This window comes from Gemmobacter nectariphilus DSM 15620 (assembly GCF_000429765.1).
Classification (GTDB): Bacteria; Pseudomonadota; Alphaproteobacteria; order Rhodobacterales; family Rhodobacteraceae; genus Wagnerdoeblera; species Wagnerdoeblera nectariphila.
Window position 1 is genome coordinate 172,753 of the sequence record NZ_AUCM01000004.1, and the last position, 21,682, is coordinate 194,434.

Annotated in this window: 21 protein-coding genes; 16 read left to right on the plus strand and 5 right to left on the minus strand. The window is 67.1% G+C overall.

Features of this window, described 5'->3' with window-relative positions; translation table 11 throughout:
* Window positions 1–25 precede the first annotated feature (25 nt).
* From G481_RS0103900 to G481_RS0103975, 16 genes are all read left to right on the plus strand, one after another.
* A complete protein-coding gene (locus tag G481_RS0103900; protein WP_028028850.1) occupies window positions 26–769 on the plus strand; it encodes an SDR family NAD(P)-dependent oxidoreductase in 744 nt (247 codons plus the stop codon).
* 71 nt (window positions 770–840) lie between these two features.
* Entirely contained in the window at window positions 841–2,433 is a 1,593-nt protein-coding gene (locus tag G481_RS0103905; RefSeq protein WP_028028851.1) for an AMP-binding protein, read from the plus strand.
* The gene (locus G481_RS0103910; protein ID WP_051294288.1) at window positions 2,430–3,212 is read left to right on the plus strand and encodes a 2-keto-4-pentenoate hydratase; all 783 of its coding nucleotides are present in this window, start codon (window positions 2,430–2,432) and stop codon (window positions 3,210–3,212) included. The genes G481_RS0103905 and G481_RS0103910 overlap by 4 nt, the downstream gene beginning before the upstream one ends.
* Before the next feature lie 100 nt (window positions 3,213–3,312).
* Window positions 3,313–4,080 (plus strand): IclR family transcriptional regulator, encoded by a 768-nt coding sequence (locus G481_RS0103915; protein ID WP_028028853.1) that lies wholly within the window; start codon window positions 3,313–3,315, stop codon window positions 4,078–4,080.
* Between the two features lie 469 nt (window positions 4,081–4,549).
* Window positions 4,550–5,698 carry a C4-dicarboxylate TRAP transporter substrate-binding protein gene (locus tag G481_RS0103920; protein WP_028028854.1) on the plus strand — a complete coding sequence of 383 codons (1,149 nt, stop codon included), beginning with the start codon at window positions 4,550–4,552 and terminating at the stop codon, window positions 5,696–5,698.
* A 74-nt stretch (window positions 5,699–5,772) separates the two neighbouring features.
* Entirely contained in the window at window positions 5,773–6,336 is a 564-nt protein-coding gene (locus G481_RS22775; RefSeq protein WP_051294289.1) for a TRAP transporter small permease, read from the plus strand.
* Entirely contained in the window at window positions 6,329–7,636 is a 1,308-nt protein-coding gene (locus tag G481_RS0103930; protein WP_028028855.1) for a TRAP transporter large permease, read from the plus strand. The genes G481_RS22775 and G481_RS0103930 overlap by 8 nt, the downstream gene beginning before the upstream one ends.
* A 233-nt stretch (window positions 7,637–7,869) precedes the next feature.
* A complete protein-coding gene (locus G481_RS0103935; protein WP_028028856.1) occupies window positions 7,870–9,150 on the plus strand; it encodes an LLM class flavin-dependent oxidoreductase in 1,281 nt (426 codons plus the stop codon).
* Window positions 9,147–9,926 carry an alpha/beta fold hydrolase gene (locus G481_RS0103940; RefSeq protein WP_211235175.1) on the plus strand — a complete coding sequence of 260 codons (780 nt, stop codon included), beginning with the start codon at window positions 9,147–9,149 and terminating at the stop codon, window positions 9,924–9,926. The genes G481_RS0103935 and G481_RS0103940 overlap by 4 nt, the downstream gene beginning before the upstream one ends.
* Window positions 9,927–9,935: 9 nt before the next feature.
* The gene (locus G481_RS22780; protein ID WP_051294290.1) at window positions 9,936–10,760 is read left to right on the plus strand and encodes an alpha/beta fold hydrolase; all 825 of its coding nucleotides are present in this window, start codon (window positions 9,936–9,938) and stop codon (window positions 10,758–10,760) included.
* Between the two features lie 15 nt (window positions 10,761–10,775).
* Entirely contained in the window at window positions 10,776–11,462 is a 687-nt protein-coding gene (gene ribB, locus G481_RS22785) for a 3,4-dihydroxy-2-butanone-4-phosphate synthase (protein WP_084450617.1), read from the plus strand.
* Between the two features lie 24 nt (window positions 11,463–11,486).
* Window positions 11,487–12,251, plus strand: coding sequence for an SDR family NAD(P)-dependent oxidoreductase (locus tag G481_RS0103955; RefSeq protein ID WP_028028858.1), 765 nt, complete (start codon window positions 11,487–11,489; stop codon window positions 12,249–12,251).
* A 14-nt stretch (window positions 12,252–12,265) separates the two neighbouring features.
* A complete protein-coding gene (locus G481_RS0103960) occupies window positions 12,266–12,535 on the plus strand; it encodes a YciI family protein (protein WP_028028859.1) in 270 nt (89 codons plus the stop codon).
* Between the two features lie 5 nt (window positions 12,536–12,540).
* Entirely contained in the window at window positions 12,541–13,668 is a 1,128-nt protein-coding gene (locus tag G481_RS0103965; protein ID WP_035025050.1) for an NADH:flavin oxidoreductase/NADH oxidase, read from the plus strand.
* Between the two features lie 10 nt (window positions 13,669–13,678).
* Window positions 13,679–14,428 (plus strand): SDR family NAD(P)-dependent oxidoreductase, encoded by a 750-nt coding sequence (locus G481_RS0103970; protein WP_028028861.1) that lies wholly within the window; start codon window positions 13,679–13,681, stop codon window positions 14,426–14,428.
* Between the two features lie 150 nt (window positions 14,429–14,578).
* Window positions 14,579–15,487, plus strand: coding sequence for a LysR family transcriptional regulator (locus tag G481_RS0103975; protein WP_028028862.1), 909 nt, complete (start codon window positions 14,579–14,581; stop codon window positions 15,485–15,487).
* 102 nt (window positions 15,488–15,589) lie between these two features.
* Here G481_RS0103975 and G481_RS0103980 read toward each other — a convergent pair whose 3' ends face one another.
* Genes G481_RS0103980 through G481_RS0104000 form a run of 5 tightly spaced genes read right to left on the minus strand, consistent with a single transcriptional unit; the run spans window position 15,590 to window position 21,653 of the window.
* On the minus strand, window positions 15,590–16,744 hold the full coding sequence (locus tag G481_RS0103980; RefSeq protein WP_028028863.1) for an acyl-CoA dehydrogenase family protein: 1,155 nt from the start codon (window positions 16,742–16,744) through the stop codon (window positions 15,590–15,592).
* Between the two features lie 9 nt (window positions 16,745–16,753).
* Window positions 16,754–18,124 carry a dihydrolipoyl dehydrogenase gene (lpdA, locus tag G481_RS0103985; RefSeq protein WP_028028864.1) on the minus strand — a complete coding sequence of 457 codons (1,371 nt, stop codon included), beginning with the start codon at window positions 18,122–18,124 and terminating at the stop codon, window positions 16,754–16,756.
* On the minus strand, window positions 18,121–19,392 hold the full coding sequence (locus G481_RS0103990) for a dihydrolipoamide acetyltransferase family protein (protein ID WP_028028865.1): 1,272 nt from the start codon (window positions 19,390–19,392) through the stop codon (window positions 18,121–18,123). Before G481_RS0103990 ends, lpdA begins: the two co-directional genes overlap by 4 nt.
* Before the next feature lie 3 nt (window positions 19,393–19,395).
* On the minus strand, window positions 19,396–20,409 hold the full coding sequence (locus G481_RS0103995; protein ID WP_028028866.1) for an alpha-ketoacid dehydrogenase subunit beta: 1,014 nt from the start codon (window positions 20,407–20,409) through the stop codon (window positions 19,396–19,398).
* Window positions 20,410–20,411: 2 nt separating this feature from the next.
* A complete protein-coding gene (locus G481_RS0104000) occupies window positions 20,412–21,653 on the minus strand; it encodes a thiamine pyrophosphate-dependent enzyme (RefSeq protein WP_028028867.1) in 1,242 nt (413 codons plus the stop codon).
* Window positions 21,654–21,682: the final 29 nt, after the last annotated feature.

Sequence of the window (21,682 nt, forward strand, 5' to 3'; positions counted from 1 at the left end):
CTCGCTCGATAAAAGGCAAACCTTCATGACCGATCTGACCGGACGCCGCGCCCTGGTGACAGGGGCCTCCTCTGGCCTTGGCCGTCACTTTGCCCAGGTGCTGGCCGCGGCCGGGGCCGAGGTGACGGTGGCCGCGCGGCGCACCGATGCGCTGGCCGAGACCGTGGCGCTGGTGACGGCGCAGGGCGGGCGGGCCCTGCCGGTGGCGCTGGATGTGACCAGCCCCGAGTCGGTGGCGGCGGCCTGTGCGGGGGCGCCGTTTGACATCGTGATCAACAATGCCGGCATTGCGCTGGATGGCCCCGCGCTGAAGATGCCGGACGCTGACTGGTCGCGGGTGATCGACACCGACCTGTCGGGCGTCTTCCGTGTGGCGCAGGCCGCAGCGGCGCGGATGGTGGCCGAAAAGGTCGGCGGCAGCATCGTCAATGTGGCCTCGATCGTGGGCCTGCGGGTGGCAGGGAACCTGTCGGCCTATGCGGCGGCCAAGGCCGGGGTGATCCAGCTGTCCAAGGCGCTGGCGCTGGAATGGGCGCGCAATGGCATTCGTGTCAACGCGCTGTGCCCCGGCTATATCGAGACACCGCTGAATGCCGAATTTTTCGCATCCGAGCCCGGGCAGGCGCTGATCCGGCGCATTCCGCAGCGCCGTCTGGGGCAGATGCGCGATCTGGACGGGCCGCTGTTGCTGCTGGCCTCGGAGGCCGGGGCCTACATGACCGGATCGGTGATCGCGGTCGATGGCGGCCATCTGGTATCGTCGCTGTAAGGCGAGGCGGCGCCAGGAGGGGCGCCGCCAGTCATCCGGGCCCTGCAGGCCCCGAACAGGGAGGGGAGGCCATGTTCGACCAATCGCATCTTGCCGCGCGGGCGGCGAATCATCTGCCGCTAAGCCCGCTTGATCAGCTGGATCGCACGCTTTTGGTGCATGGCGCGCGTCCGGCCGTTGCCTGGCGGGACGATCTGTGGAGCTGGGATCAGTTCGGCGCAATGATCCGGCGCATGGCGCATTGGCTGGCCGGGCAGGGCGTCGGGCGGGGCGATGTGGTGTCGGTCATGCTGACCAACCGGCCCGAGCTGCTGGCGGCGCATTTCGCGGTGCCGGCGCTGGGGGCGGTGCTGAATGCGCTGAACACGCGCCTTGAGGCCGAGGAAATCGCCTATATCCTCGATCATGCCGGATCGAAGCTGGTGATCTGCGAAAACGCCACGCTGGCGCATCTGGCCGGGGCGCAGGTGCCGGTGCATGTGGTGCCGGACACTGCGGGCGGGGCCGAGGGGCTGAACCTGTTCACCGGCCCGGATGCGCCGCTGGACTGGCGGGCGAATGTCACCGACGAATGGCAGCCGATCGCGCTGAACTATACCTCGGGCACGACGGGGCGACCCAAGGGGGTGGTCTATACTCATCGCGGGGCCTGCATGAATGCGCTTGGCAATGTTCTGGCGCTGGGGCTGACGGCGGACAGCCGATACTTGTGGACCTTGCCGATGTTTCACTGCAACGGCTGGTCGCAGACCTGGGCCGTGACGGCGGCAGGGGGCCTGCATGTCTGCCTCGACAAGGTGGACCCAGAGCTGATCCTGTCGGAAATCGAACGCCATGCGGTCACGCATATGTCCTGCGCGCCAGTGGTTCTTTACATGATGCTGCATGCGGCCAAGGCGCCGCCCCCGGTGCGGGTCAAGGTGGCGACCGGGGGCGCCGCGCCAACCCCCGCGCTGCTGGAGGGGATGGAGACGCTGGGGTTCGACCTGATCCATCTTTATGGCCTGACCGAAAGCTATGGCCCGGCCACGCTTAACGATCCTGGCCCCGACGCCCCCGGCACCATTGCCGAGCGGGCCGAGCTGCTGGCCCGTCAGGGCAAGCGGCACATCACCGCCTCGACCCCGCGGGTGGTCGATGATCAGGGCCGCGACGTGCCCGCCGATGGCCAGACGGTGGGCGAGATCGTCTTGCGCGGCAACACGCTGATGGCCGGCTACTACCGCAACCCCGAGGCGACCGAGGCGGCCTTTGCCGGGGGCATGTTCCACACGGGCGATCTGGCGGTGATGCACCCGGACGGACAGATCCAGATCCGCGACCGCGCCAAGGACGTCATCATCTCGGGCGGCGAGAACATGTCGAGCCTCGAGGTCGAGAACGTGCTGCACAAGCACCCGTCGGTGCTGATTGCCGCCGTGGTGGCTGCCCCGCATCCGAAATGGGGCGAGACGCCTTGGGCCTTTGTCGAGCCGAAGCCGGGCGTTGCGCCGGATCCGGCCGATCTGGACCAGTTCTGCCGCGCCCATCTGGCCGGGTTCAAACGGCCGAAACGCTATGTCTTTGGCCCCTTGCCGCGCACGGCCACCGGCAAGATCCAGAAGTTCGTGCTGCGTGATCAGGCTCGCGCCATGGCCGCAGATAGTCAGGAGCAGGTGCCATGACCGACCATTCCCAGACCGCGCGCTGGCTGCGGGGTCAGCACCTGGCGGGGGCGCGTTTCGTGCCCTTTGCCCGCGCCCGAGGCGGTGCGACACTTGCCGATGCCTATGCGGTGCAAGAGGCGCATGTCGCCGCGATGCAGGCCGATGGCATGGGCGATATTCGCGGCTGGAAGATCGGGCTGACCTCGCTGCGGATGCAGCAGATGTGCGGCATCGACCAGCCCGTCGCCGGGGCGGTGCTGGCCAGCCGGTTGCATGCCTCGGGCCACATGGCGCGGCTGGCCGATCATGGGCGGCTGGGGCTGGAATTCGAGATTTGCCTGCGCCTTGGCGCCGATCTGCCAGCGCGCGCCGCCCCCTATACGGCGGCCGAGGTGGCGCGCGCAGTCGATGCGGCGGCAGCGGCCGTGGAAATGGTCGATGATCGCAACTGCGATTATGCCACGCTGGATGTGGAATCGCTGATCGCCGACAATTCCTGGAATGCCGGTGTGGTGCTGGGCGACTGGGCGCCGGTGCCGGCCGACCTGACCGGCTGCGAAGGTGTCGTCACGCTGAACGGCGCGCATCTGGACCGGGGCTATGGCCGCGATGCGCTGGGGGGGCCGCTGGTGCCGCTGGAATGGCTGGCGAACCACCTGTCCGCCCGCGGCCGGGGCTTGCGGCGCGGCGATCTGGTGATGACCGGCAGCCTGATCCCGACCCAGTTCCCGGCGGCTGGCAGCCGCTATGGCTTTGTCGTAGAAGGTGTCGGCCGGGTCGATCTGTCGCTGGCCTGATCCGGCGCAGGGCAAACGCGGGCCCCTGGTCGGCAGGCAGGTGACAGCGCCTGCAAATGGCGTTACAGCTTCCACAATGTAAAATTCTGGTGGGGGCAGCATGGAACGCGATGAAGCACCGCAGGGGGCCCAGCTGATCTCTCGGGCGGCCGAGGTGCTGCGGGCTATCCCGCGCGGCGCGCCCGATGGGCGGCGGCTGCGCGATCTGGCGGTGTCCACCGGGCTGACCGAACCCACCGTGCGGCGCATCCTGCTGGCGCTGATCCACGAACAATTCGTGGTGCAAGATGCCGAGACGAAACTCTATCGTCTTGGCCCGCTTGCGTTCGAGCTGGGCCTTGCCTCGGGCTTTCATGCCCGGGCGGTGGAACTGTGCCGCCCGCATCTGCGCGCGCTGACCTCGGATACGGGGGACACCAGTTTCCTTGCCGTGCGGACCGGCACCGAAACCGTCTGCCTGGACCGCGCCGATGGCTTGCAAGAGATCGAGGCCAAGGTCGCCGGCATCGGCGAGCGGATCCTTCTGGGTGTCGGCACTGGCGGGGTCGCCTTGCTGTCCGCGATGCAGGATGCCGAAATCGAGGAAGTCCTGTCCGCCTATGCCTATAACCAGTCTGCGGTCAGCCGTGACGAGATCCGCGCCCGTGTCGCGACGGCCCGCGCGCGCGGCTATGCCGATATTTCTGACAAGCCCATTCCGGGCGTTCGCGGCATTGGCGTCGTGGTGCCGACCGAGCGCGGGCTGCCGACGCTGTCGCTCTCGATCGTCGCATCGCACGAGCGCATGAGCGAAGAGCATCTGCACCGCATCCTGCCGATTCTGCGCATGACCGCAGAGCGGATCGGCGCCGCGCTGGATCTGCACTGACCGGCCGCGCCGGCGCGCGAATCGGCGCCGGGCCGTCGTTCCATATTGTGCGGCCGTGCCCGGGTGGCGGGCGGTCTGGGGGCAGCATGGGCCCTGCGCATGGTCCCTGCGATCCCTTCCCCCTCATGGGCGGCCGTCGGCGCGCGACCCGGTGTTTTGCAGGCTGATCGGGCGGGGGACTGCCCCTGATTGGCGATCTTGCGAAAATCATGCGGCGCGCTTGCGACATATTTCTTGACAGGTGGGCGGTGCCGTCGCACGTTCTGTGTATCCACTATGTGGAGTTTTCGTGGCGGCAGCAGGAGGAGCCTGACCGCCCGGGACAAGCGGAACGTCAGGTGGGGGTCTGTGTCCGGCGTCGTCCAGCAAGGGGCAGCGGCGCGCAGGTTCATCCCGCCCGAATGCAGGGACACTGCCGTCGGGCCAAACCCGGCGGCGACGGCGCAGCAAAAATCCAGGGAGGAATGGAATGGCTAAGGGGACTTGGAAGATCGGCGCGCTTGCCGCGTCGGCAGCGGGCTTCATGTGGGCGGGTGCGGCCTCGGCCGAGACGCTGAAATATGCGTTCGGCTATCCGGCGGCCTCGACCGTGGGCATCGCGGCCGAGGATTACGCGGCCGCGATCAAGGAACGCTCGGGCGGCTCGCTGACGGTGCGCAACTTCCCGATGTCGCTTCTCAGCCTTGTCGAGACCGGCCCTGGCCTGCGCGACGGGATGGCCGATATCGGCTATGTGGTCGCGGCCTTCACGCCCAAGGATTTTCCGCGCTACATGCTGATGCAGGACATGCAGCTGATGGTGAACCTGCAAAAGCCGCGCGGCAAGGAAAGCGTGGCCTATGCGGGTGCGGTGATCGAATACACCCTGACCAAATGCCCGAAATGCCTGTCGGAATTCCAGGGCCAGAACCAGGTCTACATGGGGGGCGCGACCAGCTCGCTCAACATGGCGCTGTGCACCAAGCCGGTGCGCACCATGGAAGAGCTGAAAGGCATGAAGATCCGCGTCAGCCATGCGGTCGTCAGCCGGCTGTTCACCGAACTTGGCGCAACCCCGGTGTCGTTCCCTGCGAACGAATCCTATGAGGCGCTGAGCCAGGGCGTGGCCGATTGCACCCAGCTGTCGATGCCTGAACTGACCAACATGAGCCTTGCCGATGTCGTCAAGAGCGTGACCGTCGATCTGCCGGGCGGCCTGTCGTCGAACGTGGCGGTCAACAACATGAACCTCGAGTCGTGGCGCAAGCTGAATGACGAGCAGCGCGGTGCCATGCTGTGGGGCGCAAGCCAGATCTCGGCCGATATCACCTGGGGCTATTATGCCGATGCGATCACCAACGAAAAGCTGGCCAAGGATCGCAACATCCAGCTGGTGCATGGCGATGAGGCCGTGATGGAAAAGATGCGCGACTTCGCCCGCAAGGATCTGCCGAGCACGCTGGCATCCTACAAGACCACCTACGGCGTCGAGGATTCCGAAACCATCGCCACCGAATTCCAGGCCATGTATGCCAAATGGCTTGATCTGGTCGATCCGGTCGAGACCCGCGATCAGCTGCGCGAGCTGTTCTGGAACCAGATGTTCAAGAACGTCGATCCCAAGACCTACGGCATGTAACCCGGCCGACAATACGGCCAACGCGGGACGCCCGCGCCCTGACCGGGCGCGGGCAAGCGATCTTGGGGTAGGACATGGACTTTATCGAAAAGAGCATCCGGCGCCTGACAAAGGTGATGGGCTTTCTGGGATCGGCGCTTGTGATCTTGCTGGTGCTGCATGTCTCGGCGGACGTGATCTTGCGCAACGTCTTTGACTATCCGATCGCCGGCACGATCGAGGTGGTCTCGATGGTCTACATGATCGGCATCTGCTTCCTGCCGCTGGCGCTGGCCGATGTGCAGGACGCGCATATTTCCGTCGAGGTGCTGAGCGAGCTGATGCCCCCTCGCGTTGTGCGCTGGCTGATCATGGCCGGCACGGCGCTTGGTATCGTGGTGATGGGCATGCTGTGCTGGCGCACCTGGCTCGAGGCCGTGACCCAGATGAACAAGGGCACCGTGATGATCGTCGCGGGGCGCGATCCGATCATCACCTGGCCCAGCTATTTCATCTTGCCGCTGGGCTTCGGGCTTTCGGCGCTGGTCTGCGCCTACAAACTGATCTTCCAGATCCTGCGCCGTCCCGTCCGGCACGATGCAGACGAATTGCCTGCGGGCATGGAACTTGTGGCCGGGGAACGGGTGGACAATGTCTGAAATCGAGATCGGCCTTTACTTCGTCATCATCCTGATGACCCTGATCTTGCTGCGCATCCCGATCGGACTTGCGCTGATCTCGGTGTCGTTTTGCGGGATCTGGGCGCTGATGGGCTGGAAGATCGCCTGGGGCTCGCTGGGGATCATCCCGTTCCATTTTGCCTCGAACTGGGTGCTCAGCTCGGTCCCGGCCTTCCTGTTCATGGGCTTCGTCTGTTACCACGCCAAGCTGACCGAAGGTCTGTTCACCGCCGCGCGGGTCTGGCTGTCGGGGCTGCCGGGCGGGCTGGCGGTCGCCTCGATCTTTGGCTGCGGCGGCTTTGCGGCGGTCACGGGCTCGTCGGTGGCCTGTTCGGCGGCCATGGGCAAGATCGCCGTGCCCGAGATGACGCGCTACAACTATGCCCCCTCGCTGGCGACCGGCGCGGTGGCGGCTGGGGGCACCATCGGGGCGCTGATCCCGCCATCGCTGATCATGATCCTGTATTCGGTGATGGCGCAGGCCCCGGTCGGCAAGCTGTTCCTGGGCGGGCTTGTCGTCGGCCTGATCACCGTGGCGTGCTATGTGCTGATGATCATGGTGCGCGTCACGCTGAACCCCAGCCTTGCGCCGCCAGTGACCGAGCGGATCCCGCTCTCGGTCAAGATGGGTGCGCTGATGCGCACGGCGCCGATCCTGATCATCATCCTGGGCGTGTTCGGCGGTCTGTTCAGCGGCATGTTCACCCCGACCGAGGCCGGGGCCGTCGGCGCCTTCCTGTCGTGTATCGTGGCCTTGCTGGCCGGGCGCCTGTCGCTGGAGGTGGTGCGCCGCGCGGCGGTCGAGACCATCGTCACCACCTCGTCCATCCTGGTGATCGCGGTGGGGGCGAGCCTGCTGACCCGGTTCCTGGCGCTGTCCGGGTCGGGTGATGCGCTGTCCGAGGCGATCCTGGGCTTCGGCGCCGATCCCTTGCTGATCATCATTGGCGTGACGCTGATCTATCTGCTGCTGGGCATGTTCCTTGAACCTGTCGGCGCCATGATGCTGACGCTGCCGGTCGTGCTGCCCATCGTCAACGAGGTGGGCTATAACGCGATCTGGTTCGGGGTCTTCCTGACCAAGCTGCTGGAAATCGGCATGTTGTCGCCGCCGATCGGGATGAATGTCTTCGTCATCAAGGGTGTCGTCGACAAGTCGATCAAGCTGGGCACGATCTTCCGGGGGGTGACCTGGTTCATCCTGTGCGACCTGGCGATTGTCGCGCTGGTCGTGGCATTTCCGGCCATCATCCTGTTCTTGCCCGATCTGGTGGGCTGACCCGTCGGGGCGATACCGCTGGCAGCGCCTGTGTGCTGCCAGCGATTTTCCATAATGTGGAATCATTTGGTTATATCGTCGCGAATATCAGCATAAAATTTCATATTGTGGCGATTATTGTTGACTCCTAACCATGTTTTTCAGACGATCAGATCAGGGAGAGGCCACGATGTGGAAATTCGGCCCTGGGGCGATCCGTCGCCCGGGGCCATCCGCGCAAGGGAGGACACGCCTTGAAACTTCACTGGTTTGCCGAAGCAAGCTACCCGGATCTGCCGCCGGATTTTCGTGCCAGCGGGGAATCCAGCTGGGTCACAACCCCGATCAGCCGGTGCGAGCCGGGCGTGGTCGGCGACATGACGCGCATGTTCATCCGCCTGATGCAGCAGGCCGACCGCGAAGGGTTCGACGGTCTGGCGATGAACGAACATCACCAGACGCCGTTCGCGCTCACGCCCTCGCCCAACCTGCTTGCGGCGACGCTGGCGACGACCACGCAGCGGGCCGCGTTGCTGATCATCGGCGACTCGCTGGCACTGTATAATCCGCCGGTGCGTGTGGCCGAGGAAGTTGCCTGGCTGGACTGCCTGTCCGAAGGGCGGGTCATTTCCGGCTTTGTCTTCGGCACGCCGATGGATACGCTGTATTGCTATGGCGTCTCGCCCACCGAGTTGCGCGAACGCTTCCACGAGGCGCGCGAGCTGATCCAGAAGGCCTGGGCCGCCGAAGAACCCTTTGCCTTCAACGGCAAGTATACCAAGCTGCGCTATGTCAACCTGTGGCCGCGCCCGGTGCAGAAGCGCCCGCCGATCTGGGTGCCCGGGTCTGGCAGCGTGGAAACCTGGGATCTCGCGCTCAAGAACGACTATTGCTATGGGCAGCTGTCGTTCTCGGGGCTGCACAGCGCCAAGCCGCTGGTCGATGCCTGGTGGAACTATGCCGAGGAAAACGGCTATCAGGCCAACCCCTATCAGCTGGCCTTTACCCAGCTGATCTGCTGCGCCGAAACCGATGCCGAGGCGGAGGCGAAATATTCCGAGGCTGTGAAGTATTTCTACCGCAACCGTTCAGTCCATCCGGGGTTCGAAACGGGGCCGGGGTTTCGCACGCAGAAATCGGTGCAGGCCATGGCCAAGTTCGCCGCCGAGACCAACAAGAACCTGCCGCCCGAGGAAAAGGCCCGCGCCAATTCGGGCGAGATGGACTTCTGGGATTACGACAAGCACGGCTTCATCATCGCCGGCTCGCCCGAACGGGTGCGCCAGCGCATCGAAGAGATGGTCAAGCAGTTGCGCGTCGGCCAGCTGATCGCCTGCCTGCACATGGGCGATCTGGATGAGGAAACCGCCGCGATGAACACCCATCTGATGGCGACCCGGGTGCAGCCGCATCTGCGCGGCCTGTGGTCGGAGTTTGAAGATCGCTGGACCCCGCCATCGGTCAGGGCCGCCCATGCGGCGGCGCTGGCGGACACTGTGGCCCAGCCGCGCAAACTGGCGGGGGCACGGGCATGATGCAGGCGGTGATCGACACGCTGAACGGAACCCCGGTGCGCGCCTGGAAGGGCGGGCAGGGCGGCACCCCTCTGGTCTTTCTGCACGGGTTCGAACAGCACCCTGGCGCTGCGCCCTTCCTGAGCAAGCTGGCCGCATCCCGGCCGGTGCTGGCGCCCGAACACCCCGGTTTCGGCGCCTCGGGCGGGGCGTCGGAGATGGCGGGCATTCTGGATCTGGCGCTGCACTACCGCCAGTGGCTGGAGCCGCTGGTTGCCGAACACGGCCCGGTGGATCTGATGGGCCATTCGCTGGGCGGCATGTTCGCGGCGGAAATCGCGGCGATCTTTCCGCATCTGGTGCGGCGGCTGGTGCTGGTCGATGCCTATGGGCTGTGGCTGGACGATGTGCCGATGCCCGATCCCTTCGTCATCCCGGCGCCCCAGCTCGATGCCGCGAAATGGGCCGATCCGGCGACCTGGGCCGGGGCAGAGCCAAACAGCCATGATGGCGCGGCGGCGGATTACGTCTATTATCGCAGCGCCAATCTGGGCGCCGCCTCGCGCTTCATGTGGCCGATCCCGGATCGTGGCCTGTCGCGCCGCCTGCCGCTGATCCGGGCTCAAACGCTGGTGGTGCATGGCGAACGGGACGGGCTGGTCCCGCCTGCCTATGCCGATGCCTTTGCCCGCGCCATTCCTGGCGCCCGCACGGCGATCATCGCCAAGGCCGGCCATCTGCCGATGATCGAGCAGGAAGCCGCCTTCCTGGACGCCGTCGGCGGGTTTCTGGGCTAGGGGCGCGCCATGACCGATGCAGGCCCCGCGCGGGGCAAGGCCCGTGTCAATGGCGTCGAACTGGCCTATGAGATCGGCGGCAGCGGCCCGACGCTGGTGCTGATCAGCGGGCTGGGGCAGAACGCGCTGGCCTGGGCGGGGGTGGTGGGGGCGTTTCGCCAGCACTTCCGCACGCTGGTCTTTGACAATCGCGGCACGGGGCAAAGCGAGGTTCCGCCCGGCCCCTGGACCATCGACGACATGGCCGACGATGCGGCGGCGCTGATCGCGCATCTGGATCTGGGGCCGGCGGCGGTGGTCGGCTGGTCGCTGGGCGGATCGGTGCTGCAATCGCTGCTGATCCGCCATGGTGCCAGCCTGCGGGCCGGGGTGCTGCTGAACGCGCTGCCGAACTATACCACCGTGCAGCACCGCTGGCTGGATGCCCAGCTGGCCCTGCGCCGCAGCGGACTGCCGCCCGAGGCGGTGGCGACCATGACCCTGCCCTGGGCGCTGTCGCCGCTGATCCTGTCGGATCATGCCCGCACCGCCGCACTGGTCGATGCGATGGTGCGCAACCCCTGGCCCACCGGGATCGAGGGCTATTCCGCCCAGGCCGAGGCGATCCGGGTCTACGATTCAACCCCCGGCCTGCCCGATGTGCGCACCCCCACGCTGGTTCTGGTCGGGGCCGAGGATATCCTGACCCCCATCGCCCAATCCCAGCAGATCGCCAGCCTGATCCCCGGTGCCGAGCTGGTGGTTCTGGGCAAGGGCGGGCACAGCATGGTGCTGGACTACCCGCACGAGGTGACCCGCACGATCATCGGCTGGCTGCAAGGCCGCGATGCCTGAACGGAACATATCGCCATGACACAGGATTTTCCGAACCCCCCGCTTGCCCCGCTGGTCGACACGCTGGCCCCCGATGGCCTGCGCGCCGCGCTGGCGGCCTTTGCGCGCGGTGCCATGCTGATCGTGACCGACGATGATGGCCGCGAGAACGAGGGCGATCTGATCATGTCGGCCGTGCATTGCCGCCCGGCCGACATGGCCTTCATCGTGCGCCATACCTCGGGGATCGTCTGCACGCCGCTGACGCCGGACATTGCGGCGCGGCTGGACCTGCCGCCGATGGTGGCGCGCAACGATGCGCCCTTTGCCACCGCCTTTACCGTCAGCGTCGACTGGCGGCAGGGCACGACGACCGGCATTTCTGCGGCCGACCGCTGTGCGACGGTCCACGGTCTGGCCGACCCTGCGGCCCGCCCGGCCGACTTCGTGCGCCCTGGCCATATCTTTCCGCTGGTCGCCCGCCCCGGCGGCGTGCTCGAGCGCGATGGCCATACCGAGGCAGCGGTCGATCTGTGCCGCCTGACCGGCCTGCCTCCCGTCGGCGTGATCTGCGAGCTGGTCAACGATGATGGCACGGTGATGCGCGGCCCCGATCTGGCGGCCTTTGCCGCCCGCCACGATCTGCACCGCATCACCATTGCCGATCTGATCGCCCTGCGCCGCGCCATCGAGGCGCAAACCGCCGCCATCGCCGCGCAATAACTTGCAGACTTCGGGGAGGAAGACATGCAATTGAAAGACCGGCTTGCCGTCATCACCGGCGGCGCCAGCGGGCAGGGGCTGGCCAGCGCCCGCCTGTTCCTGACCGAAGGCGCCCGCGTCGTCATCATCGACTGGAACGCCGAACAGGGGGAAAAGGCCGCCGCCGACCTTGCCCCCTTGGGCGACATCCGCTTCATCGCTGCCGATCTGGGGCAAGAGCCGCAGGTCCGCGCCGCCTGCGATCGTATCCTGTCCGAATGCGGCCCCCCCGATATCCTGTTCAACAATGCAGGCATCGGCTATTCGGAAAACGGCCGTTTCAAGATGGCCAGCATCTTCGACACCCCGCTCGAGGATTGGGATGCGATCTTGCGCATCAACCTGACCGGCGCCTTCCTGATGACGAAATACCTGGGCCAGGCGATGGTGGGCCGCAAATCCGGCTCGATCATATTCAACGCCTCGATTGCCGGGGTGGTCGGCCAGCGCAACATCGACGCCTATACTGCCAGCAAGGGCGGCCTGGTCGCGCTGACCCGCGCGCTGGCGGCCTCGCTGGGCGAAAGCGGGATCCGGGTCAATGCCATTGCGCCGGGGTCCATCGACACGCCGATGATCCGCCCGATCCTGACCGAGGCCAGCACCGCCGAACGCCTGGCCGCCATTCCGCTGCGCCGGATCGGCACGCCCGAGGATATCGCGGGCCTTGCGCTGTTCCTCGCCTCGGACCACGCCGCCTATGTCACCGGCCAGATCATCGCCTGCGACGGCGGCCGCGTCGCCATCTGAACCAAGGAGCCACCATGCTGTTTGCCTGCCCGAGCGTCTACAAGAAGGACATCCCCGCCGAAACCCTGGCGGCCCATCGCACCTGGCTGAAGGCCGCCGTGGACAGCGGCGCCATCGTTTCCGCCGGTCGGCGCGAGCCTGCCATCGGCGGGCTGATCATCCTGCGCGCCGAAAGCCGCGAGGCAGCGGTGGCCCTGCTGGCGCAGGACCCCTTTGTGGCCGAAGGGATTGCCGAATATGATCCGATGGGATTCAATCCCTCTATCGGTGAACTGAAAGGCTGATCTCCATGGCGCCCCTGCTGACCTCGCCCGTGACGCTGCGGGGCCTGACCCTGCGCAACCGCATCGTCATCTCGCCCATGTGCCAGTATTCGGCGACGCCCGACGGCTGCGCCACCGACTGGCATCTGGTGCAATACGGCCGTTTCGCGGTTGGCGGCGCCGGGCTGATCTTTGTCGAGGCGACCTGTGTCACGCCGGACGGGCGCGGCACCCCCGGCGATCTGGGGCTTTGGGACGACGGGCATATCGCACCGCTGGCCCGGATCGTGGACTTCGTGCAGTCCCAGGGGGCGGCGGCCGGGATTCAACTGGGCCACGCCGGGCGCAAGGGCGCGACGCGCCGCCCCTGGCATGGCAGCACCCCGCTGGATCGGGCCGACCTTGCCGAACGGGCCGAGGAACAGTGGCCGGTGATCGCCCCCTCGGCCATTCCCATGGCCGACGGCTGGCCGGTGCCGCAGGAAATGTCCCTGGCCGATATCGACCAGCTCAAGGCCGATTATGCCGCCGCCGCCCGGCGCGCCCTGGCGGCCGGGTTTGACGTGATCGAACTGCACGCCGCCCATGGCTATCTGATCCACGAATTCCTCTCGCCCGTCTCGAACCGGCGCACCGATGCCTATGGCGGCGACCGCGCAGGGCGGATGCGCCTGCCGCTGGAAATCGCCGAGCTGCTGCGCGGGATCTGGCCGGCAGGTCGCCCGGTCTTTGTCCGCGTCTCGGCCGTGGATCACATGGACGAAGGCATCCAGCTTGAGGATACCATCGCCTTTGCCCGCGCGCTGAAATCGGTCGGCGTCGATGTGGTCGATTGTTCCTCGGGCGGTATCTCGGGGGGCGCGACGGCTGCCCGCATCCCGCGCGGCCCCGGCTTTCAGGTCCCCTTTGCCGAGGCCGTCCGGCGCGAGGCGGGCATCGCAAGCATGGCGGTCGGGCTGATCACCACGCCCGATCTGGCCGAAAGCATCCTTCAGGAAGGCCGGGCCGATCTGATCGCCATCGGCCGCGAGGCGCTCGAGGATCCGAACTGGCCGCTGCACGCCCGCCGCGCGCTGGGGGATGACGGGTTCAGCGCCTGGCCCGAACAGCATGGCTGGTGGCTGGAACGCCGCGTCGCCAGCCTTCGCGCCTGAGGCACTCGCCATGAGCCTTGCAAGACAGGTGGCCTTTGTCACCGGCGGCGCTTCGGGCATCGGCGCGGCCGTCGCACAGCGTCTGGCCGCGCGGGGGGGGGCGCTGGCCTTGGCCGACCTCAATCCGGCGGCGCTTGATCAGGCCCACGCGGATCTGACAGCCATCGGCGCGCAGGTGCTGTGCCTGCCACTGGATGTATCGGACCCTCAGGCGGTGCAGGCGGCCATGGACCGCACCGCGCAAAGCCTTGGCCCGGTGCGCCTTCTGGTCAACAGCGCCGGCATCACCGGCGATGGTGCGCCGATGGGCCAGGTCGCGCTTGCCGACTGGCGGCGGGTGATGGCGGTAAACCTGGACGGCTCGTTCCACACGATGAACGCGGCGTTTCCCATGATGGCGGCGGCAGGTGGCGGGGCGGTGGTCAATGTCGCCTCGGTCATGGGCACTGTCGCCTCGGGCCGGTTCGCGCATTATGCGGCCTCGAAACATGCGCTGATCGGGCTGACGAAATCGGCCGCCGTCGATGGTGCGCCCTTGGGGATCCGGGTGAATTCCGTCGGTCCCGGCTTTGTCGATACCCCCATGCAAGAGGGGCGGATGGACCAGGCCCGGCGCGCGCAACTGGCCAGCCAGCATCTTCTGGGCCGCTGGGCCACGGCAGACGAGGTTGCGGCCCTGGTCGTCTGGCTGCTGTCGGACGAGGCCTCCTTTGTCACCGGCAGCCATCATATGGTCGACGGCGGCTATACGGCCGTCTGACCCGCGCCCCCGCTGACAGGCGCGGCAGCGTGGAAAAACACCGGACCACCCTTTCCATTCCCGGAAAAGGTTGCAACCATGGCAGCGCCGTCAGGGTAGCTGCCCGGCGACGGCGCGCAACATGGGAAAACGCCGGACGGGTGTGCAGGAATGCAACATGCACAGGACAGGTTCCAATGGGATGACCTGCGCTACGTTCTGGCCGTGGCGCGGGCGCGCTCGGTCTCGGGCGCGGCGCAGCAATTGCGGGTGGATCATACCACGGTCAGCCGCCGCGTCACCCGGCTGGAACAGCTGCTGAACACCGCGCTCTTCAACCGGACCCGCTCGGGCTATTCCACCACGGCAGCGGGCGCGCGGGTGGTCGAACTGGCCCAGCAGATGGAAAGCGCGCTGATCCGCTGCGAAGGCGAGATCACCAACCGCAACGACGAGCTGCGCGGCACCGTCCGGGTGGCCACGCCCGATGGCTTTGGCAGCATCTTCCTGGCCCCGCGCCTTGCCCAATTGTGCACTGACCATCCCGAACTCAGGGTGCAGCTCTACCCCTCGCAACTGCGCTACAGCCTGGCGGACCGCGAGGTCGATATCGTGATCGGCCTGCAAAAGCCCTCGGCCGGCCGGCTGACGGCGCGCAAGCTGACCGAATACCGCATCCGCCTCTATGCCAGCCGCGCCTGGTGCGATCTGCGCGATCTGCCCCGCAGCTTCGAGGAACTGACCGAGGTTCCCGTCGTCGGCTATGTGGAAAACCTGGGCACCGAACCCCCGGTGAATTTCCTGCCGCTGCTGCCGGGTAAGATCCGCGCGCGCTTTGCCAGCTCGAACCTGCTGGCCCAGATCAACGCGGTGCTGGCCGGGCAGGGCATCGGCTTCCTGCCCGATTTCGTGGCCGACGGGCGGCCCGAATTCATCCCCGTCCCCGTCGATTTCCACATCGACCGGGAACTGTGGCTGATGATCCACGAGGATAACCGCAACCTCGCCCGCGTTCAGGCCGTGGCCGAGTTCATCCAGTCCGAGGTCCGCAAAAGCCGCAGCACATTCTTTGCCGACTGACCGCCGTCCCTTTCATCTGTCTTCAAATATCCTGGGGGGCAGGCGCGCCCGCGACGCCGGGCCGACAGCACCCGGGGGGCAAGGCCCCCCGCGCGGTGCCGCTTACGCCTGCGCCTTCAGGCTGCGGCCGATCACCACGTTCATGATCTCGCCCGTGCCGTCCATGCACTCGGAAACGCGCACAGCCGCCAGCTGCCGCGCCAGCCCATGGTCGCGCATCAGCCCGTTGGCCCCCAGCGCCCGCATCGCCTGGCTGATCGCGTCAAAGGCGCTGCGGGTGCCCAGCTTCTTGGCATGCGCCGTCAGCGTGGCATCGGGCCTGCCGCCTTCGAAATGCCGGGCGGCCTGAAAGGTCAGGGCGCGGCTGGCCTCGATGCTGGTGGCCGCATCCGCCAGGATCCACTGCATCCCCTGATGGTCGATCACCGCCTTGCCAAAGGTCTGCCGCCCCGCGGCATAGGCCAGTGCCCGGTCCATCGCGCCCATGGCCGCGCCGTTGCACATGGCCGCCACCCCCAGCCGGGCCACGTCGATGCCATACATCGCCGCCTTGAAGGCGGTTCCCGGCGCAAAGGCCACGGCGCCGTGGGGCGCAAAGGCACCGTCAAAGCTGAGGTCAGTCGTCCCCATCGCGGTCGAGCCGATCAGATCCAGCGCCGGTTCCACAGTGACGCCCGCAGCGCCCCGTTCGAACCCCAGGGCGGCCACGCCCTTGGCGCCGCTGCCCGGATCGGTCTGGCAAAAGGCCGCGAAGATGTCGGCATATAGCCCGTTGGTCACCCAGGCCTTGCGGCCCGTCACCGAATAGCCGCCATCGACCGGCTGCGCATGCGTGGTGATCGAGGTCGCATCCGACCCCGCGCCCGGCTCGGTCAGCAGAAAGGCCCCGACCGCATCCCCCGACAAAAGCTGCGGCAGCGCGGCATCGCGCAAGCCCGCATTGGGCGACAGCGACATCGCCACCGTCACATTGGTATGCACCGCCAGCGCGCAGGTGAATCCCATGTCGCGCCGCGCCAGTTCCTCGTAGATGCGGACCTGCGTGGCCACCCCGTCGCCAAACCCGCCCAGATCGCGCGGGATCGCCGTGCCGGTAAAGCGCGAAATCGCATCGCGCAGCGCGGTTTCCGGGCTGGCCTCGCCCTTGTCCCAGGCCTCGCCATTCGGCGTCAGAACCCGGTCGGCAAATTCGGCAGCCTCGGCGATGCGGTCCTCGTTGACCGGGCCATGGGGCAGGGCAAGCGGTTGATAGGTCATGGTCTCTCCCTAGATGTGCAGCGCGTGGCCAAGCGCCCTGTGCGCGGCCTCTTGCAGGGCCTCGCCCTGGGTCGGGTGGGCATGGATGGTTCCGGCGATGTCCTGAAGCGTCGCCCCCATCTCGATTGCCAGGGCAAAGGCGGTGGCCATTTCGGAAATCCCGGCGCCGACCGCCTGAACCCCCAGGACCAGCCCGTTGTCCTTGCGCGACACGACCCGGATGAACCCATCCTCGCGCCCGACCGTCATCGCCCGGCCATTGGCCTTGAAGGGGAAGCTGTCGGCGCGCGCGGCATCGCCCGCCTCGGCCGGGGACAGGCCCACGGTCACAAGCTCGGGGTCGGTAAAGCAGATCGCCGGGATACAGCGCTTGTCCCATTCGGCCCTGCCGCCTGCGGCGGTTTCCACCGCGATTTCCGCCTGTGCCATGGCGCGGTGGGCCAGCATGGGGTCCCCCGTCACATCGCCAATCGCCAGAACCCCGGTCATGGACGTGCGCATCCGCGCATCGACCTTGATGAACGGCCCCGCCATCGTCAGGCCCAGCGTCTCGATGCCCGAGGTGTTCGGGCGGCGCCCGACGGTGACCAGCACCTTGTCCGCCGCGATCTCGGCCTCGCCGTCCGGTCCCTGAACCTTCAGCCCGGTGTCGGTCAGCCCCAGCGCCTTGGTGCCGGTCAGCACCGTGACCCCCAGCGATTTCAGCCGCGCGGCAACCGGCGCGGTCAGGTCAGCATCATAGGCTGGCAGGATGCGCGCCCCTGCCTCGACCACCGTCACCTTGGCGCCCAGCTTGGCAAAGGCGGTGCCCAGCTCCAGCCCGATATAGCCGCCACCGACCACGGCCAGCGACGCGGGCACCTTGTCCAGCGCCAAGGCCGCGGTCGAAGACAGCACCCGCTCGCCAAACGGCAGGAAGGGCAGTTCCACCGGCTCCGATCCGGTGGCGATAATGGTCGTTGCAGGCTTGATCGTGACCGGGCCATCGGCGGTGTCCACCACAACGGTCTTGCCATCGACGAACCGGGCCCGGCCCGTCACCACCCGCACCTTGGCCTTTTTCATCAGCCCGGCAACGCCGCCGGTCAGGCGGGCGACGATGCCATCCTTCCACGCCATGCCCTTGGCCAGGTCGATGGTGGGCGTGCCCGCCGAAATGCCCAGCGGGTTGTCGTGGGTCAGCTCCGCCGCGCGGTGGAATTCCTCGGCCAGATGGATCACGGCCTTGGACGGGATGCAGCCGATGTTCAGGCAGGTGCCGCCGGGGCGTTCGGCCTCGACCACCACGGTATCCAGGCCCTTTTGCCCGGCGCGGATCGCGGCGACATAACCGCCGGGACCGGCGCCGATGACCAGCAGCTGACAGGTGATCGTGCTCATGCCTCGCCCTCGGTGAACAGCAATGCGGGTTCTTCCATCAGCGTCTTGATGCGCTGGATGAAGCTGGCGGCGTTCCAGCCGTCCACGATGCGATGGTCAAAGCTGGACGACAGGTTCATCACCTTGCGCGGCACAAAGGCCGAGCCGTCCCAGACCGGGCGGATCTGCATCTTGTTGACGCCGACGATGGCCACTTCGGGGTGGTTGATGATCGGCGTATGCGAGATGCCGCCCATCGGCCCCAGAGAGGTGATGGTGATCGTGCTGCCGGTCAGCTCCTCGCGGGTCAGCCGGCCCTGGCGGCCTGCCTCGGCCAGCCGGTTCAGCTCGGCCCCCAGATCCCACAGGCCGCGCGCCTCGGCATGGCGCAGGTTGGCCACGACCAGACCCGTGGGGGTCTGCACCGCGATCCCGGCATGGACGGCGCCATATTGGTGGACGACGCCATTGTCATCGTCATAGCGCGCGTTCACCACCGGCTCGTCGCGGATGGCGATGACCATGGCCCGGATCAGGAAGGGCAGCATCGTCAGCTTGGGCTGGCCGTCCTTGCGCGAGCGGTTCATGGTCTCGCGCAGGTCTTCCAGCTTGGTGACATCGGTATCCTCGACATAGGTGATATGCGGGATGCGGCTGCGCGAGGTGGACATCTTGTCCGCGATCATCCGGCGCAGGCCGACGACCTTGATGTCGGTGACGCGCATGTCGCGCTGGCGGCCGGTGGCGGCCGGCGCGGTGCCAGGGCCGGCGGCAAAGACGGCATCAAGGTCGGCATGGGTGATACGGCCGGCCGGGCCGGTGCCGGGCACCGTGCGCAGGTCGATCCCCGCATCGCGGGCACGGGCGCGCACGGCGGGGGAGGCCAGCGGGGCCTCGCCTTCGGGGCGGGGGGCGCGGGCCATGGCCGCGGGTGCGGCAGGTTTGGGCTGCGGGGCAGGGGCCACCGGGGCCGCCGCCGCAGGGGCGGGGGCCGGTGTCTGGGCCTTGGCCGGTTCTGCCGTGGGGGCAGGCTCGGCGTCGCCGTCGCCCTCGACCTCGATACGGATCAGGGGGGCGCCGATGGCGATGACCTTGCCGACCTCGCCGCCCAGGTCGACCACCTTGCCGCCAAAGGTCGCGGGGATTTCCACCGTCGCCTTGTCGGTCATCACGGCGGCCAGCGCCTGATCCTCGGCGATCAGATCGCCGGGCTTGACCAGCCATTCCACCAGCTCTGCCTCGGCGATGCCTTCGCCGATGTCCGGCATCTTGATCGTGCGAATGCCCATGGCTCAGCCCTCCATCACGTCGCGCAGCGCCTGCGCCACCCGGTCGGGGCCGGGGAAATACAGCCATTCCTGCGCGTAAGGATATGGCGTGTCATAGCCGGCGACCCGGGTGATCGGTGCCTCCAGGTGGTAGAAACACGCCTCTTGCACGATGGCCGACAGTTCAGCGCCGAAGCCGCTGGTCTGCGTGGCCTCGTGGACGATCACGCAGCGGCCGGTTTTCGCGACCGAGGCTTCGATGGTCTCGTAGTCGATCGGCACCAGGGTGCGCAGGTCGATCACCTCGGCGTCGATCCCGGTCTCGGCCACTGCGGCCAGCGCGACATGCACCATCGTCCCATAGGCCAGCACCGTCACCGCATCGCCGGGCCGGCGCACCACCGCCTTGCCCAGCGGCACGGTGTAATGGCCTTCCGGCACCTCGCCCAGCTCATGCGCCGACCAGGGCACGACCTTCTGGTCGTGGTGGCCGTCGAACGGGCCGTTGTAAAGCCGCTTGGGTTCGAGGAAGATCACCGGGTCGTCATCCTCGATGGCGGAAATCAGCAGGCCCTTGGCATCATAGGGGTTCGAGGGGATGACCACCTTGAGCCCGGTCGAATGGGTAAAGCACGCCTCGGGCGATTGCGAATGGGTCTGGCCGCCAAAGATGCCGCCGCCCGTGGGCATTCGGATCACCATCGGGCAGGTGAACTGCCCGGCCGAGCGATAGCGCATCCGCGCCGCTTCCTGGGTGATCTGGTCATAGGCGGGAAAGACGTAATCGGCGAACTGGATTTCCACGCAAGGCCGCAAGCCATAGGTCGCCATGCCGACCGCGACCCCCACGATGCCGCCTTCGGCAATCGGCGTGTCAAAGCAGCGGGTCTTGCCGTATTTCGCCTGCAGCCCTTGGGTGCAGCGGAAGACGCCGCCGAAATAGCCGACATCCTCGCCAAAGACCACGACCTTTGGGTCCTGGCCCATCTTGACGTCCATCGCATCGCGGACGGCCTCGATCATCGTCATGCGTGCCATGGTCAGATCCCCGCTTTCTGGCGCTGACGGCGCAGGTTTTCCGGCATGTCCTTGTAGACATCGCTGAACATCGCCCCCGCAGGCGCCGTGCCGCCGTCCAGCATGGTGCCAAAGGATTCCGCGATCTTCTGTTCGGCCTTCACATGGTCCTCGACCTCGGCCTGGGCTTGGGCGTGGCGCTCGTCGGACCATTCGCCCATGGCGATCAGATGGGTCTTCAGCCGCTCGATCGGGTCACCAAGGGGCCAGGCGGTGGATTCGTCCTTGGCCCGGTAGACCGTCGGGTCATCCGACGTGGTATGCGAGGCTGCGCGATAGGTCAGCCATTCGATGAAGGTCGGCCCAAGGCCCTGACGCGCCCGTTCGGTCGCCCATCGCGATGCCGCCAGCACCGCCAGATAGTCGTTGCCATCCACCCGGATCGCCGGCAGGCCATAGCCGATGCCGCGCGCGGCAAAGGGCTGCGCCCCGCCGCCGGTCAGGCCGGAAAAGGTGGAAATCGCCCATTGGTTGTTCACCAGGTTCAGCACCACCGGCGGCTTGTAGACCGCCGAGAACAGCATCGCCCAGTGGAAATCGCCCTCGGCCGCCGCGCCATCGCCGATCCAGCCAGCGGCGATCCTGGTATCTTCGGAAATCGCGGATCCCATCGCCCAGCCGACCGCCTGCACGAATTGCGTGGCCAGGTTGCCCGAGATCGAAAAGAACCCGTGATCCTTGGCCGAGGTCATCACGGCCAGCTGCCGGCCCAGCACCGGATCGCCCGCATTGCCGAACACCTGGTTCATGTACATGTGGATCGGATAGCCCGCCGCGAACAGCAGGCCCTGTTGGCGATAGGTCGGAAAGTTCATGTCGCCTTGGGCCAGAACCGACTGAAAGCCGCAAGCGATGGCCTCTTCGCCGGTGCATTGGGCGTGGTTCGTGGTCTTGCCCTGACGCTGGGCCATCTGCATCCGGCGGTCGATATAGCGCGTCGTCATCATGTCGCGCAGGCCCTTGCGCAGCAGGTCGGGGTCCACCTTGCCCAGCCAGTCGGCCCAGGGGCCGACGGCATTGCCCATGCCGTCCATCAGCCGCACAAGGCCCCAGGCCATGTCGCGCATGGCCTCGGGGGACTCGTCCATCGCGGGCAGGCGGGTCTCGCCGGGTTCGGCCAGCGGCAGATAGTCAAAGCGCGGTGCCTCGCCGGGGCGGGCAGGGGGATCGGGCACATGCAGCCGGATCTTGGGGGTCTTGTCCATGCGGGGGTCTCCTTGACGGGGAGGTCGTA

Excerpts from the sequence above, each read along its gene's own strand:
- G481_RS0103920 (WP_028028854.1), top strand. The coding sequence starts at position 4,550 with ATGGCTAAGGGGACTTGGAAGATCGGCGCGCTTGCCGCGTCGGCAGCG.
- G481_RS0103970 (WP_028028861.1), top strand. The coding sequence starts at position 13,679 with ATGAGCCTTGCAAGACAGGTGGCCTTTGTCACCGGCGGCGCTTCGGGC.
- G481_RS0103900 (WP_028028850.1), top strand. The coding sequence starts at position 26 with ATGACCGATCTGACCGGACGCCGCGCCCTGGTGACAGGGGCCTCCTCT.
- G481_RS0103955 (WP_028028858.1), top strand. The coding sequence starts at position 11,487 with ATGCAATTGAAAGACCGGCTTGCCGTCATCACCGGCGGCGCCAGCGGG.
- G481_RS22780 (WP_051294290.1), top strand. The coding sequence starts at position 9,936 with ATGACCGATGCAGGCCCCGCGCGGGGCAAGGCCCGTGTCAATGGCGTC.
- G481_RS0103990 (WP_028028865.1), bottom strand. The coding sequence starts at position 19,392 with ATGGGCATTCGCACGATCAAGATGCCGGACATCGGCGAAGGCATCGCC.
- G481_RS0103980 (WP_028028863.1), bottom strand. The coding sequence starts at position 16,744 with ATGACCTATCAACCGCTTGCCCTGCCCCATGGCCCGGTCAACGAGGAC.
- G481_RS0104000 (WP_028028867.1), bottom strand. The coding sequence starts at position 21,653 with ATGGACAAGACCCCCAAGATCCGGCTGCATGTGCCCGATCCCCCTGCC.
- G481_RS0103975 (WP_028028862.1), top strand. The coding sequence starts at position 14,579 with ATGCAACATGCACAGGACAGGTTCCAATGGGATGACCTGCGCTACGTT.
- G481_RS0103960 (WP_028028859.1), top strand. The coding sequence starts at position 12,266 with ATGCTGTTTGCCTGCCCGAGCGTCTACAAGAAGGACATCCCCGCCGAA.
- G481_RS0103965 (WP_035025050.1), top strand. The coding sequence starts at position 12,541 with ATGGCGCCCCTGCTGACCTCGCCCGTGACGCTGCGGGGCCTGACCCTG.
- G481_RS0103940 (WP_211235175.1), top strand. The coding sequence starts at position 9,147 with ATGATGCAGGCGGTGATCGACACGCTGAACGGAACCCCGGTGCGCGCC.
- G481_RS22775 (WP_051294289.1), top strand. The coding sequence starts at position 5,773 with ATGGACTTTATCGAAAAGAGCATCCGGCGCCTGACAAAGGTGATGGGC.
- lpdA (WP_028028864.1), bottom strand. The coding sequence starts at position 18,124 with ATGAGCACGATCACCTGTCAGCTGCTGGTCATCGGCGCCGGTCCCGGC.
- G481_RS0103930 (WP_028028855.1), top strand. The coding sequence starts at position 6,329 with ATGTCTGAAATCGAGATCGGCCTTTACTTCGTCATCATCCTGATGACC.
- ribB (WP_084450617.1), top strand. The coding sequence starts at position 10,776 with ATGACACAGGATTTTCCGAACCCCCCGCTTGCCCCGCTGGTCGACACG.
- G481_RS0103910 (WP_051294288.1), top strand. The coding sequence starts at position 2,430 with ATGACCGACCATTCCCAGACCGCGCGCTGGCTGCGGGGTCAGCACCTG.
- G481_RS0103905 (WP_028028851.1), top strand. The coding sequence starts at position 841 with ATGTTCGACCAATCGCATCTTGCCGCGCGGGCGGCGAATCATCTGCCG.
- G481_RS0103915 (WP_028028853.1), top strand. The coding sequence starts at position 3,313 with ATGGAACGCGATGAAGCACCGCAGGGGGCCCAGCTGATCTCTCGGGCG.
- G481_RS0103995 (WP_028028866.1), bottom strand. The coding sequence starts at position 20,409 with ATGGCACGCATGACGATGATCGAGGCCGTCCGCGATGCGATGGACGTC.